This is a genomic window from Agromyces sp. MMS24-K17 (assembly GCF_043950245.1).
Lineage (GTDB): Bacteria > Actinomycetota > Actinomycetes > Actinomycetales > Microbacteriaceae > Agromyces.
This window is the reverse complement of record NZ_CP171640.1, coordinates 2,988,583-3,002,204: the sequence shown is the minus strand read 5'-3', so window position 1 is coordinate 3,002,204 and position 13,622 is coordinate 2,988,583. Positions and strand designations below refer to the sequence as shown.

General features: G+C 71.6%; 11 protein-coding genes. 8 read left to right on the top strand and 3 right to left on the bottom strand.

The annotated features are described in order from the left end of the window. Positions 1–4 precede the first annotated feature (4 nt). The 4 genes from ACGGZK_RS13735 (at position 5) to ACGGZK_RS13720 (ending at position 4,562) form a co-directional block, all read left to right on the top strand. Complete coding sequence (locus ACGGZK_RS13735; RefSeq protein ID WP_395243201.1) at positions 5–931, top strand: proteasome assembly chaperone family protein; 927 nt, start codon at positions 5–7, stop codon at positions 929–931. A 295-nt stretch (positions 932–1,226) separates the two neighbouring features. Further along, a complete protein-coding gene (locus ACGGZK_RS13730) occupies positions 1,227–2,552 on the top strand; it encodes an RNA polymerase sigma factor (protein WP_395243200.1) in 1,326 nt (441 codons plus the stop codon). Positions 2,553–2,559: 7 nt separating this feature from the next. Continuing rightward, a complete protein-coding gene (locus ACGGZK_RS13725) occupies positions 2,560–3,831 on the top strand; it encodes a Mur ligase family protein (protein WP_395243199.1) in 1,272 nt (423 codons plus the stop codon). Then, a complete protein-coding gene (locus ACGGZK_RS13720) occupies positions 3,828–4,562 on the top strand; it encodes a type 1 glutamine amidotransferase (RefSeq protein WP_395243198.1) in 735 nt (244 codons plus the stop codon). The genes ACGGZK_RS13725 and ACGGZK_RS13720 overlap by 4 nt, the downstream gene beginning before the upstream one ends. A 114-nt stretch (positions 4,563–4,676) precedes the next feature. On the opposite strand, the gene ACGGZK_RS13715 is transcribed toward ACGGZK_RS13720, so the two are convergent. Beyond that, complete coding sequence (locus ACGGZK_RS13715; protein WP_395243197.1) at positions 4,677–4,913, bottom strand: hypothetical protein; 237 nt, start codon at positions 4,911–4,913, stop codon at positions 4,677–4,679. Positions 4,914–5,056: 143 nt separating this feature from the next. Here ACGGZK_RS13715 and ACGGZK_RS13710 point away from each other — a divergent pair, with 143 nt between their 5' ends. Next, positions 5,057–7,132, top strand: coding sequence for a type IIA DNA topoisomerase subunit B (locus ACGGZK_RS13710; RefSeq protein ID WP_395243196.1), 2,076 nt, complete (start codon positions 5,057–5,059; stop codon positions 7,130–7,132). A gap of 84 nt (positions 7,133–7,216) precedes the next feature. Here ACGGZK_RS13710 and ACGGZK_RS13705 read toward each other — a convergent pair whose 3' ends face one another. Next, the gene (locus tag ACGGZK_RS13705; protein WP_395243195.1) at positions 7,217–9,691 is read right to left on the bottom strand and encodes a DNA topoisomerase (ATP-hydrolyzing) subunit A; all 2,475 of its coding nucleotides are present in this window, start codon (positions 9,689–9,691) and stop codon (positions 7,217–7,219) included. A gap of 76 nt (positions 9,692–9,767) precedes the next feature. Here ACGGZK_RS13705 and ACGGZK_RS13700 point away from each other — a divergent pair, with 76 nt between their 5' ends. Then, positions 9,768–10,916: an alkaline phosphatase family protein gene (locus tag ACGGZK_RS13700; protein ID WP_395243194.1), complete on the top strand. Its 1,149-nt coding sequence runs from the start codon at positions 9,768–9,770 to the stop codon at positions 10,914–10,916. Between the two features lie 51 nt (positions 10,917–10,967). On the opposite strand, the gene ACGGZK_RS13695 is transcribed toward ACGGZK_RS13700, so the two are convergent. Further along, positions 10,968–11,555, bottom strand: coding sequence for a DUF3043 domain-containing protein (locus ACGGZK_RS13695; protein ID WP_395243193.1), 588 nt, complete (start codon positions 11,553–11,555; stop codon positions 10,968–10,970). Between the two features lie 39 nt (positions 11,556–11,594). On the opposite strand from ACGGZK_RS13695, the gene ACGGZK_RS13690 reads away from it, so the two are divergent. Next, the gene (locus tag ACGGZK_RS13690; protein WP_395243192.1) at positions 11,595–13,016 is read left to right on the top strand and encodes a dipeptidase; all 1,422 of its coding nucleotides are present in this window, start codon (positions 11,595–11,597) and stop codon (positions 13,014–13,016) included. Positions 13,017–13,118: 102 nt separating this feature from the next. After that, positions 13,119–13,469, top strand: a complete 351-nt coding sequence (erpA, locus tag ACGGZK_RS13685) for an iron-sulfur cluster insertion protein ErpA (protein ID WP_395243191.1) — start codon at positions 13,119–13,121, stop codon at positions 13,467–13,469. The last annotated feature ends 153 nt before the right edge of the window (positions 13,470–13,622 follow it).

The following is a 13,622-nucleotide window of genomic DNA, read 5'->3' as shown; positions in this document are numbered from 1 at the left end:
AGGCATGCGAGATCCCCGATCCCTGTACGAGCTGAACGCGGATGTCCCGGTGCCGCGTGGCCTGCCGCTCGTCGCGGGGCTGACGGGGTTCGCGGACGCGGGGTCCGCGGTGCAGCAGGTGACCGACTACCTGCTGGAGACGCTCGACACGGTCGTCGTGGCGACCTTCGACGCCGACGAACTGCTCGACTACCGGGCGCGTCGCCCGATCATCCTGTTCGATGCGGATCACCTCACCGCCTACCGGCCGCCGCGGCTCTCGCTCGACCTCGCGCAGGACGAGCTCGGTCGGCCCTTCCTCCTGCTGACCGGGTTCGAGCCCGACTTCCAGTGGGAGCGGTTCACCGACGCCGTGATCGGGCTCGTCGAGGACCTCGGGGTCGCCTCCACCACGTGGCTGAACTCGATCCCCATGCCGGTGCCGCACACGCGGCCGATCTCGTACACGGTCAGCGGCAACCGCTCGGAGCTCACCGACACGATGTCGGTGTGGAAGCCCACGACGCAGGTGCCGGCGAACGCGCTGCACCTGGTCGAGTACCGGCTGCAGGAGCGCGGGCACCCCACCGCCGGCTTCGTGCTGCTCATCCCGCACTACCTCGGCGACACCGAGTACCCGGATGCGGCCGTGGCCGCGCTCCAGGCCGTGACGGCCGCGACCGGGCTCATCATGCCGACCGACGCGTTGCGCGAGCAGGGTCGCGAGTTCGTCGCCAAGATCGACGAGCAGGTCGCCGGCAACCCGGAGCTCGCGAAGCTCGTCGGCACCCTCGAGGAGCGGCACGACTCCTACATGGAGGGCACGACGCTCCGCTCGCCGCTGATCGGCGAGGACGGCGAGGTGCCGACGGCCGACGAGATCGCCGACGAGCTCGAGAAGTTCCTGGCCCACCGCCGCACGCGCGACGACGAGCGTCCCGCCGACGGTTGAGGCCCTGGCCCCGGCCCGCGGAATGCCCGGCGGTCGGGGCGCGTTGTACTGCACGGAGCGTGATCGGGGTGTCATTCGGGGTGGTTCGGCGTCCGGAGCGGCCTGTCGGCGGTATAATTAACGACGGACCCGTTCTCGTCCGACCGGCGCGACCACAGTCGCGCGATTCCGGTGGACTTGACATGGGTCCTCATAGTGTCCGAGAACACGTGATCGAGATGACCGATCCGGCACGATGACCCCGAGCGCCGGCGGCGCGCGGCGGCGTCGCCACGGTGAGGAGAGGTGCAGACGCATGGCAGCCAGCAAGACTGCGACGGGAGCGGCCGAGGAGGCCGCGACCACGACGAAGACGACCCCGGCGAAGGCGACGGCGGCGAAGACCACGGCCGCGTCGAAGGCGGCGACGGCGACGAAGTCGACCACGGCCTCGAAGACCGCGCGGGCGAAGACCGCCAAGGGCGGCGCGAAGTCGAAGGCGGGAGCCGACGACGAGGACGGCGAGGACGAGGACCTCGACCCCGCCGAGCTCGAGGCGGAGGCCGCGACCGACGACGCGACGGATGCCTCGGACGAGGCCGCGGCGGACGGCGACGAGGAGGAGGCTCCGGTCATCCCGATCGAGCCGCACCCGACGGGCGCGCTCGTGCTGCGCGCCGGCGACGACGAGGACGAGGTTCCCGTCTACTCGGCGGCGATCACCGGCGCCACCGCCGACCCGGTCAAGGACTACCTGAAGCAGATCGGCAAGGTCGCCCTGCTCAACGCGGCCGAAGAGGTCGAACTCGCGATGCGCATCGAGGCGGGGTTGTTCGCCGAGGAGAAGCTCTCCAAGATGAGCGAGTCCGAGCGGAAGGCGAAGCTCGGCCGCGAGCTGCAGTGGGTCGCCCGCGACGGCCAGCGCGCGAAGAGCCACCTCCTGGGCGCGAACCTGCGCCTCGTGGTGTCGCTCGCCAAGCGCTACACCGGCCGCGGCATGCAGTTCCTCGACCTGATCCAGGAGGGCAACCTGGGCCTGATCCGTGCGGTCGAGAAGTTCGACTACACGAAGGGCTTCAAGTTCTCGACCTACGCGACGTGGTGGATCCGCCAGGCGATCACCCGTGCCATGGCCGACCAGGCCCGCACCATCCGCATCCCCGTGCACATGGTCGAGGTCATCAACAAGCTCGCCCGCGTGCAGCGCCAGATGCTGCAGGACCTGGGCCGCGAGCCCACCCCCGAGGAGCTGTCGAAGGAACTCGACATGACCCCGGAGAAGGTCATCGAGGTGCAGAAGTACGGTCGCGAGCCGATCTCGCTGCACACCCCGCTCGGCGAGGACGGCGACAGCGAGTTCGGCGACCTCATCGAGGACACCGAGGCCGTGGTGCCGGCCGACGCGGTCGGCTTCACGATGCTGCAGAAGCAGCTCGAGTCGCTGCTCGACTCGCTGAGCGAGCGCGAGGCCGGCGTCATCCGCATGCGCTTCGGCCTCGGCGACGGCATGCCGAAGACGCTCGACCAGATCGGCGACACCTTCGGCGTGACCCGTGAGCGGATCCGCCAGATCGAGTCGAAGACGATGGCGAAGCTGCGCCACCCGTCGCGTTCGCAGTCGCTCCGCGACTACCTCGAGTAGGCCGCCGGTGAGCGCTGGTTCGCTGCGATATGGGCCGGCGATCCTCGCCGGCCGCCTCACCCGATTCGCCGCCCGGCTGCGCAAGCCCGGCGGCGGATCGGCTGTTCCCGGCCTCGTCGTCAACCGCATCGCCCCCGGCTACCTGAAGCGGACGCTGTCGGGCTTCCCGCAGGGCCTCGTCGTCGTCTCGGGGTCGAGCGGCAAGTCGACCACCACGAAGATGCTGGTGGCGATCCTCCGCGCCCACGACGTCGACGTGTTCACGAACCCCTCGACGGCGAACATCAGCCAGGGGCTCACCTCGGCGCTCCTCGAACGCGCGGACTGGCGGGGACGGGTGCCCGGCGAGATGGCCGTGCTCGAGATGGACGAGGGACATGGCGCGCTCGTCATGGACGGCGTCGACGCCCGAGCCGTCGCCCTCACGAACGTGATGGTCGACCAGATCGACCGCTTCCACGACTCGGAGATGGTCGTGTCGATGCTCGGGCGGATCGCCGGCCGCGCCGGTGAGGCCCTGATCGTGAACGCCGACGACGCGAACATCCTGCGCATCGCCGACGGGGTGGCGCCCGGGGTCGCGGTGCATCCGCTCGGGGTCTCCCAGGGCGTGCTCGACGGAGCGCCGCGCGGGCTCGGCTACAGCGCCACCACCGCCGACCGGCTCGCCGACGGCGACGGCGTGCGCGTGGAGTCGGTCGACGGCCGCTCGGCCGTGCTCGCCGATGCGGGTACGGCGGTGCCGATCACCCTCCCGGCGCGAGGCATCCACTACGCCGTCGACGCGGCGATCGCCTATGCGACCGCGAAGGCCGTGCTCGGCGATCGCTTCGCGTCGCGGGTCGCGGCCGACGCCCTGAGCGCGATCCCGGCCGTGTTCGGCCGGGGCGAGCGCGTCGTCGTCCGCGGACAGGAGGTCGACTTCGTCCTCGTCCAGAATCCGGCGAGCTACCAGCTCAACGTCGACGGCATCGAGGCCGGAACCGAGCAGATCCTGTTCGCCATCGGCTCCGACGTGCGCGACCCCAGCTACTTCTGGCCGGTCGACGCGTCGTCGCTCGGCCGGGTGTCGATCGTCTCCGGGTCGAAGGCCGCGGAGGCGGCGCTCATGCTCGCCTACGACGGCGTCGTCATCGACCGCGTCGAGCCCGACCTGGCCCGGGCGATCGACGACTTCCTCGCGCTGCCCGCACCCGCCTCCGGCGTGAAGACGATCGTGTTCTCGGCCGACTCCATGCGACGCACCCGCGCCCACCTCGGACTGACGGGCACCGAATGAGCTTCACGATCATCACCCTGATCCCCTCGCTGCAGAACACGAACGGCGATGCCGAGAACGCCGCGGTGCTCGCCGCGCGCGCCCGGTGGGCGGGGCACGAGGCATCCGTCGTCGCCGTCGAGACGCCCGCCGACCTGCCGGAGCAGGTCGACGCGGTGGTCCTCGGCTCCGGCAGCGACTCGTCGCTCGACGCGGCCCGCGCCGCGCTGCTGCCCTTCCACGACGACCTCCGCCGATGGGGGACCGAGGGCGTGCCGATCCTCTCCGTCGGCACCGGCTGGGAGCTGCTCAGCTGGGGCATCGAACTCGCGAACGGCCACGTGGTGGAGGGCCTCGGCATCCTGCCCGGACGTGCCGTCACGGGCGACGGCGAGCGGCGCATCGGCGACCTCGTGATCCGCTCGCCGCGCTTCGGCCGGCTCGTCGGCTTCGAGAACCACGCCCGCGACTACCTGCAGGCCGAGGCGTCACCGCTCGGCCGCACGCAGGCGGGCGCCGGCAACGGCCGCGGGTCGGGCCAGGAGGGCGTCGTCATGGGCAACGTCTTCGGTACGCACCTGCACGGCCCGGTGCTCGCCAAGAATCCGGCCTTCGCCGACGCGCTTCTCACCGAGATGGCCGGTCGCGCGGGCGTCGCCTACGCGCCCGGTGCCCAGGCCGCCGAGGTCGACGGGTACGCGCATGCCGCACGTTCGTCGCAGCTCCGCGCCGCCGGCCTCGACACGGACTGACGCGAAGGCGGCGGGCGCCCCGGCGGACCGCTGTGAGACGGCGACGTCGCGACGATGCCGGATACGACGAACGCCCCGCCTTCCGGCGGGGCGTTCGGTGCGTCCGGACCTGGTCTAGTCGCGCGTGTTGTCGACCAGGAGCCGGCTCGATTCGTCGTGCCAGCTGTGTGCGATCTCGGAGAGCTTCTCCTGGTGCTTCCGCCCGTGGTGCGCGCAGAACAGGAGCTCGCCGCTGGCGACCACCACACGGATGTACGCCTGGGCGCCGCACGCGTCGCAGCGATCGAGGGCGGTGAGCTCGTGAGGGGTCTCGACCTCGACCGCACCGGTCGTCTCGGTGAACTGTGTCATGATGCCTCCTCCAAGCCCGGTGAACCAGCTACCCCTCCATGAAAGCACGCCGAGCGGTGGGCACCGGCAGCATGGCGTGGCATTTCGCTGAGCGCGTAGCGCCTGGCGGGCGGTGTCGGCCGTCGCAACTAGGCTTGGTCGACGTGAGTTCCGACTATTCCGCGCGTCACCTCTCCGTCCTCGAGGGGCTCGAAGCGGTGCGCAAGCGCCCGGGCATGTACATCGGCTCGACCGACTCCCGCGGCCTCATGCACTGCCTCTGGGAGATCATCGACAACTCGGTCGACGAGGCGCTCGCCGGCCACGGCGAGGAGATCGACGTCGTCCTCCACCGCGACGGCAGCGTCGAGGTCCGCGACCGCGCCCGCGGAATCCCGGTCGACATCGAGCCGAAGACCGGCCTGACCGGTGTCGAGGTGGTCTTCACCAAGTTGCACGCGGGCGGCAAGTTCGGTTCCGGCTCTTACGCGGCATCCGGCGGTCTGCACGGCGTCGGCGCCTCCGTCGTGAACGCCCTCTCGGAGCGCCTCGACGTCGAGGTGGACCGCGGCGGCAAGACCTGGGCGATGTCGTTCCACCGCGGCGAGCCCGGCCGGTTCGACGACCAGGGCGAGCCGAGCCCGTCGGCGCCGTTCCGCCCGTTCGAGGATGCGAGCGAACTGCGCGCCGTCGGGCGTGTCGCGAAGGGTGCCACGGGCACCCGGGTGCGGTATTGGGCCGACCAGCAGATCTTCACCCGTGGCGCCGCGTTCCAGCTCGACGACCTCATCACCCGCGCGCGCCAGACGGCGTTCCTCGTGCCCGGACTCGGGATCACGGTGGTCGACGCCCGCGGCGACGAGCCCGAGACGCACCGGTTCAAGTTCGACGGCGGCATCTCCGAGTTCGTCGAGCACCTCGCGGTCGACGGCCCGGTGACCGACATCTGGCGGCTCGAGGGCGACGGCCGGTTCACCGAGACGGTGCCGGTGCTGAACGACCACGGCGCGATGGTGCCGACCGAGGTCGAACGGCACTGCCACGTCGACATCGCGCTGCGTTGGGGCACCGGGTACGACACCGTGTTCCGCAGCTTCGTGAACATCATCGCCACGCCGAAAGGCGGCACGCACCAGACCGGCTTCGAGCAGGGGCTGCTGAAGTTCATCCGCACCCAGGTGGAGCAGAACGCCCGTCGCCTGAAGGTGGGCAACGACAAGGTCGAGAAGGACGACGTGCTGGCCGGCCTCACGGCCGTGCTCACCGTCCGACTCGCCGAGCCGCAGTTCGAGGGCCAGACGAAGGAGGTGCTCGGCACCCCGGCCGTGCGCTCCATCGTCGCGTCGGTCGTCACGAAGGCGCTGGGGGAGCGGTTCGCCTCGACGAAGCGCGACGACAAGGCGCAGACCGCGCTGGTGCTCGAGAAGGTCGTCTCCGAGATGAAGGCGCGCGTATCCGCGCGCCAGCACAAGGAGACGCAGCGGCGGAAGAACGCGCTCGAGAGCTCGTCGCTGCCGGCGAAGCTCGCCGACTGCCGATCGACGGATGTCGCGCAGAGCGAGCTGTTCATCGTCGAGGGCGACTCGGCGCTCGGCACCGCGAAGCTGGCGCGCGACAGCGAGCACCAGGCCCTGCTGCCCATCCGCGGCAAGATCCTGAACGTCCAGAAGGCGTCGGTCGCCGACATGCTCGGCAACGCCGAGTGCGCGGCGATCATCCAGACGATCGGCGCAGGCTCCGGCCGGACCTTCGACCTGGCGACCGCCCGCTACGGGAAGATCATCATCATGAGCGACGCCGACGTCGACGGCGCGCACATCCGCACCCTGCTGCTGACCCTCTTCTTCCGGTACATGCGGCCCATGGTCGAGGAGGGGCGCGTGTTCGCGGCCGTGCCGCCGCTGCACCGCATCGTCGTGCAGAACCCCGGCACGAAGCCGAACGAGACGATCTACACGTACTCCGAGGCGGAGTTCGCGGCAGTGACCGCCGACCTGCGCCGACGCGGCCGCAAGTTCGGCGACCCGCAGCGGTACAAGGGCCTCGGCGAGATGGACGCGGACCAGCTCGCGGAGACCACGATGGATCCCCGGCACCGCACCCTCCGACGGGTCAACATCGCGGATGCCGAGCAGGCGGGCCGCATCTTCGAGCTGCTGATGGGCAACGACGTCGCTCCACGCAAGGAGTTCATCGTCGACAGTGCGGCGGGACTCAGCCGCGACCGCATCGACGCCTGAGCTCGCGCTCGCACGCCGAGGCCGAAGGGGCCGGCACCGCTGCGGCGGTGCCGGCCCCTTCGGCGTGGATCCGGGCGGTCGCGGTCAGTCGACGCGACGGCCGACGGAGGCGATCGGCGCATCGATCGGCTGGCCGGATGCGTCGCGCTTCGCGCCGGACTCCGGCAGCTGCCGGGCGCTGCCGTCGGCGGCGAGGGCGAGCGCTGGGGCCGGGCCGACCCACGCGACCGAGAGCGCGTCCTGTCCCTTCAGGAATCGCTGCGCGCGGACACCGCCGGTCGCACGGCCCTTTCCGGGGAACTCGGCGAACTCCGACACCTTCGCCGCGCCGGGGTCGGCGCCGAGCAGGGTGTCGGTGGTCGCGGCAACCGTGACCACCACGGCGGACTCCACCTCGGCCGGCGCAAGCGCCGCGAAGGCGATGACGCGGGCGCCGTCGGCGAGCTTGATGCCCGCCATGCCGCCGGCGGCGCAGCCCTGGGGGCGCACGGTCGAGGCCGGGAAGTGGAGGAGCTGGGCGTCGTCGGCGACGAGCACGAGCTCGTCGTCGTCACCACCCTGGCCCGCGCCGACGACCTCGTCGCCCGCCTTCAGCGCGATCACCTCGAAGTCGGGCCGGTTCGGGTAGCCGCCGGGCGAGACGCGCTTCACGACGCCCTGCGCGGTGGCGAGGCTGATGGGCCGGTCGGACGTGAGATCGACGAGGGCGAGCACTCGCTCGGAGCGGTCGGCGAGGCCCAGGTAGTCGGCGATGCGCACGCCGGCGGCGAGCTGCACGCCGTTCGCGGGTAGGACGGGCACGTCGAGCGGCGTGAACCTGATGACCCGGCCGCGGTTCGTCAGGGCGCCGATCTCGCTCCGGCTGGTCGTGTCGATCCGGGAGCGGACGGCGTCGTGCTTCGAGCGACGGGTCGGGACGGTCACGGCGAACGCGTCGGCGCCTTCGGCCCGGTCGACCCTCGCGATGCGGCCCGTCGCGCCGAGGTAGACGCGGCAGGCGACGTCGGCGTGCTCGAGGGAGGCGCTCGCGGCCGCCTTCCGGGCCGCGGCGGTCGTCAGCTGCGCCCTCGCCTCGGTGAGGAGGGTCCGGCGCGGCGTGCCGAACTGCTCGGCGACCTGCCCGAGCTCGTCGGAGACGAGCGCACGGATCCGCTGGTCGCTGGCGAGCAGGCCCTCGAGGTCGGCGATCTCGGCGAGCAGCGCGTCGCGCTCGGTCTCGAGCTCGATGCGCGAGAACCGCGTGAGGCGGCGCAGCCGCAGCTCGAGGATGTAGTCGGCCTGGATCTCGCTGAGGTCGAACACCGTGGAGAGCCGGGTGCGGGCCTGCTCGACGTCGTCGCTCGACCGGATGACCTGGATGACCTCGTCGATGTCGAGGATCGCGATGAGGAGGCCCTCGACGAGGTGCAGGCGTTCGCGGCGGCGACGCAGCCGGTACTCGCTGCGGCGCGTCACGACCCGCACGCGGTGGCCGATGTAGACGAGGAGCAGCTCGCGGAGGCCGAGCGTCTGCGGCTGCCCGTCCACGAGCGCGACGTTGTTGATCGCGAAGCCGTCCTCGAGCGGGGTCAGGCGGTAGAGCTGCTCGAGCACGGCCTGCGGGTTGAACCCGGTCTTGATTCCGATGACGAGCCGCAGGCCGCGCTTGCGGTCGGTCAGGTCGGTGACGTCGCTGACGCCGGTGATCTTCTTGGCGTTGACGCCGTCCTTGATCTTCTCGATGACCTTCTCGGGCCCGACGAGGTACGGGAGCTCGGTGACGACGAGTCCCGCCTTGCGGGCGGTCAGCTGCTCGACGGCGACCTTGGCCCGGGTCTTGAACGAGCCGCGCCCGGTCGCGTAGGCGTCGCGGATGCCGGCGAGCCCGACGATCGTGCCGCCGGAGGGGAAGTCGGGGCCGGGCACGAACTCCATCAGCTCGTCGAGGCCGGCATCGGGGTGCTGGATCAGGTGCCGGGCGGCGTGCACGACCTCGATGAGGTTGTGCGGGGCCATGTTGGTCGCCATGCCGACCGCGATGCCGCTCGCGCCGTTGACGAGCAGGTTCGGGAACGCGGCCGGCAGCACCTCGGGCTGGGTCAGCTGGTTGTCGTAGTTCGGGACGAAGTCGACGACCTCTTCGTCGAGGTGCTCGGTCATCGACATCGCCGACGACGCCAGGCGGGCCTCGGTGTATCGGGCGGCCGCCGGGCCGTCGTCGAGCGAGCCGAAGTTGCCGTGCCCGTCCACGAGCGGCACCCGCAGCGTGAACGGCTGGGCGAGGCGCACCAGCGCGTCGTAGATCGCGGAGTCGCCGTGCGGGTGCAGCTTGCCCATCACCTCGCCGACGACGCGCGCCGACTTCACGTGACCGCGGTCGGGCCGCAGGCCCATGTCGCTCATCATGTAGAGGATGCGTCGCTGCACGGGTTTCAACCCGTCGCGTGCATCGGGGAGCGCGCGCGAGTAGATCACGGAGTAGGCGTACTCGAGGAACGAGCCCTGCATCTCCGTCGCGACGTCCACGTCCTCGATGCGGTCGGCGATCGGCGTGTCGGCAGGGTCCTGTGCTCGCGTCATCCGTCTTCTCGGGGTCGTCGCGCGGGGGACGCGCGGTGGAACGGGGGCGCGCCCGGCCTGTGCCAGACTGGGCGCGATGCCTGCCATGCTACCGGTGCCCGACGACACCGCTCCGCGGCTGGCCGCGGTGCTCCCGAGCGTGTCGGCGAGCCTCCAGGGGCACGAGAACGTGCTCGCCCTGCCGCCGGCGCGCAGCGCCGTCGTCGTGCTGGTCGACGGGCTCGGGGCCTCGAACCTGTCGCAGCGTGCGGGGCACGCGCGCCACCTGGCGAGCCGGATGTCCCGGCGCGACGTGATCCGCACGGTCTTCCCGAGCACGACGGCGGCCGCGATCGCGACCCTCGCGACGGGCCAGGCGCCCGGAACGCACGGACTGGTCGGCTACCGGGCGCTGCAGCCCGAACGGGACCGCCTGGTCAACCAGCTCAACGGCTGGGACGCCGGACTGCTTCCCGACGACTGGCAGCGCAGCCGGACCTGGTTCGAGGAGGCGGGGGAGCGGGGCATCCGCTCGGTGTCGGTGGCCGCCGCCCGGTACGCGGACTCCGGCTACACCCGCGCGGTGCTCCGCGGCGCCGAGGTGCGCATCGCGCCGCGCATCGGCGACCGGTTCGACGAGGCGCACCGCCTGCTCGTCGAGGGCCCGCCGACCCTGGTGTACCTCTACGTTCCCGAGCTCGACCAGCTCGCGCACGCCCACGGCTGGGAATCCGATCGCTGGCTCGCCGCCCTCGAGACGCTCGACTCCGAGTTCGGCCGGTTCCTCCAGCGGGTGCCCCGCGACGTCGGCGTGCTCGTGACGGCCGACCACGGCGTGGTCGACGTGCCGGCGCACAAGCACGTCTTCATCGACGCCCGGCCCGACCTCCTCGACGGCGTGCGCCACGTCGGCGGCGAACCGCGATGCCTCTCGCTGTACCTCGAGCCCTCGCTCGATGCCGCCGCACGGGACGCGCTCCTCGTGGCGTGGCGCGACGCCGAGGGACATCGGGCCTGGGTGCTGGGCCGGGACGAGGCCATCGAGGCCGGACTCTTCGGGTCGGTCGACGACGCCGTGCGCGATCGGATCGGCGACATCCTCGTCGCCGCGCGCGCCGGCATCGCCTACTACGATCGCCGCGAGGAGAACCGCCAGGCCGAGGAGATGATCGGCCAGCACGGGTCGCTCGGCGACGAGGAGACCCGGATCCCGCTCATCCGTGCCGGGGCGTTCGCCCGGGCGTGACTCGCGGGATCCGCGGGATCCGGCACGTCGGCAGCCGAATCGGAGCGAGACCTACAGGGTCGGGTACTGGCGCCGCTTCACCTGGGGCTTCGGCAGCCGGAGCACGCGCAGCTGCAGCGCGCGCATCGCGGCGTACCAGCGGACCTTCTCGGCCTTGTCGCCGTAGCGCGCCCGCAGCTTCCGGGTGAGCACCTGACCGAGGATGACGACGTCGATCACGGCGACGATGAAGAAGGCCCAGAGCAGGACGATCGAGATCGCCTGGATCTGCGCGCTCGGGATGAGCGTGAGGATGATCACGAGGAACATCACCGGGATCAGCACCTCGCCGATGCTGAAGCGGGCGTCGACGTAGTCGCGCACGAACTTCTTCTGCGGGCCGCGGTCGCGCAGCGGGAGGTACTTCTCCTCGCCCGCGGCGAGGCGGGCCTGCATGCGGGCCCGCTGCTCCGCGGCCTTCGCCTTCGCCTGGCGCGACGCTTCCTTGCGGTCGTCCGGCACGAGGGGACGCTTGCGGGCGGCCTCCTGCTGGGCACGGGTGGGTGTCGGAGCGCCCTTGCCCGCCTTCAGGCGGGCCTGCGTCTCCTCGAGCGACTCGGCGCTCGGCTGGTCGACGGGATTCTGCTGCTGCTTGGCCACGGGGATTCCTCAGATCGGTTCGCTCTTAAGATTACCGGCATGAGCGACCCTCGATCCGACGCATCCGCCCCGCCCGCCTCACCGAACGCCGCCGCCGTGCGCGACGCCGTCGACGCGGGCTTCCCGGCCGCCGTGGCCGACCTCGCGGGGCTCGTGCGCATCCCCTCCGTCTCATGGCCCGCCTTCGACGCCGCGCACGTGCACGAGAGCGCCGACCGGGTCGCCGGCCTCCTCCGGGGCATCGGCGTGTTCGACACCGTCGAGGTGCACCGCGCCCCGGTCGAGGACGGATCCGAGCTCGGCCAGCCGGCGGTGCTCGCGCACCGACCGGCGCGCGCGGGGCATCCGACCGTGCTCCTCTACGCCCACCACGACGTGCAGCCGCCCGGCCGCGACGAGGACTGGGACAGCCCGCCCTTCGAGCCGACGCAGCGCGGCGACCGCCTGCACGGACGCGGCGCCGCCGACGACAAGGCCGGCGTCATGGCGCACGTCGGCGCGATCCGCGCCCTGGCCGAGTCGGTCGACGACCTCGGACTCGGCCTCTCGGTGTTCATCGAGGGGGAGGAGGAGTGGGCGTCCCGCTCGTTCTCGAACTTCCTCGCCGAGCACCGCGAGGTGCTCGCCGCCGACGCGATCATCGTCGCCGACAGCGGCAACTGGGATGTCTCGACGCCGGCGCTGACCGTGGCGCTGCGCGGCGCGGTCGCCTTCAACCTGCGCGTCGAGACCCTCGCGCACGCCTCCCACTCCGGGATGTTCGGCGGTGCGGCCCCCGATGCGATGCTCGCGACCATTCGACTGCTCGACACGCTGTGGGCCGAGGACGGCTCGGTCGCCGTCGACGGACTGACCTCGGCGCCGCTCGACGCCCCCTCGTACTCGGAGGAGCAGTTCCGCGCCGAGGCCGGGCTGCTGCCTGGGGTCGACCCGATCGGGACGGGGGCGCTGCTCTCGCGGCTCTGGGCGCAGCCGGCGATCACGATCACGGGCATCGATGCACCGGATGTCGCGAACGCGTCGAACACCCTCCTGCCGAGCGTGCGGGTGCGGGTGAGCGCCCGCGTGGCGCCCGGCCAGGACGCGGGGGAGGCGTTCGCCGCGATCCGGGCCCATCTCGAGGCGAACGCGCCCTTCGGGGCGCGCCTGACGTTCGAGGAGCCCGACACCGGCCAGGCGTTCCTCGTCGACGCGGGCGGCTGGGCCGTCTCGGAGATGCGGGCCGCCCTCGCCGAGGCGTGGGGCGTCGAGCCCGTCGACATGGGCGTCGGCGGGTCGATCCCGTTCATCGCCGAGCTCGTGCGGGAGTTCCCGGCCGCGCAGGTGCTCGTGACCGGCGTCGAGGACCCGGACTCGCGCGCGCACAGCCCGAACGAGTCGCTGCACCTCGGCGTGTTCAAGCGCGCGCTGCTCGGCGAGGCGCTGTTCCTGGACCGGCTGAACGCGCGCGGAGCCGCATGAGGCCCGACAGCCGGCGACTTCCACGGCGTTCCCAGCCGACGTGCGCCTGCGCGCGCGTACACTGGAGGCGAACCATCCTGAAGCCAGAGACCGAGGAGTGAGATGGGCCAGACGATCACCGAGACGGGGCACGGCGTGCTGCTGTCCGAGCCCGCCGCGAACAAGGTCCGCAGCCTGCTCGAGCAGGAGGGCCGCGACGACCTGCGCCTGCGCGTCGCCGTGCAGCCGGGCGGATGCTCCGGCCTCATCTACCAGCTCTACTTCGACGAGCGCACGCTCGACGGCGACGCGATCGTCGACTTCGAGGGCGTGGAGCTCGTCGTCGACAAGATGAGCGTCCCGTACCTCGACGGCGCGTCCATCGACTTCGAGGACACGATCCAGAAGCAGGGGTTCACCATCGACAACCCCAATGCGCAGGGCAGTTGCGCCTGCGGCGACTCGTTCCACTGATCGTCGCCTGATCCACCGAGAGGGGAGCCGCATCGCGGCTCCCCTCTCGCGTTTCGCCAGATCCCGGCGGAATTCCGGCGCGCAGATCGCCGAGACACCGACCGCGGGTGCACAATCGGCCCGCCGAGTCGGAGTAGGCTAGGCACGATCCTG

Coding starts and splice junctions, on each gene's coding strand:
- ACGGZK_RS13735 (WP_395243201.1), top strand. CDS start 5: ATGCGAGATCCCCGATCCCTGTACGAGCTGAACGCGGATGTCCCGGTG.
- ACGGZK_RS13705 (WP_395243195.1), bottom strand. CDS start 9,691: ATGACGCGAGCACAGGACCCTGCCGACACGCCGATCGCCGACCGCATC.
- ACGGZK_RS13690 (WP_395243192.1), top strand. CDS start 11,595: ATGAGCGACCCTCGATCCGACGCATCCGCCCCGCCCGCCTCACCGAAC.
- erpA (WP_395243191.1), top strand. CDS start 13,119: ATGGGCCAGACGATCACCGAGACGGGGCACGGCGTGCTGCTGTCCGAG.
- ACGGZK_RS13700 (WP_395243194.1), top strand. CDS start 9,768: ATGCCTGCCATGCTACCGGTGCCCGACGACACCGCTCCGCGGCTGGCC.
- ACGGZK_RS13730 (WP_395243200.1), top strand. CDS start 1,227: ATGGCAGCCAGCAAGACTGCGACGGGAGCGGCCGAGGAGGCCGCGACC.
- ACGGZK_RS13720 (WP_395243198.1), top strand. CDS start 3,828: ATGAGCTTCACGATCATCACCCTGATCCCCTCGCTGCAGAACACGAAC.
- ACGGZK_RS13715 (WP_395243197.1), bottom strand. CDS start 4,913: ATGACACAGTTCACCGAGACGACCGGTGCGGTCGAGGTCGAGACCCCT.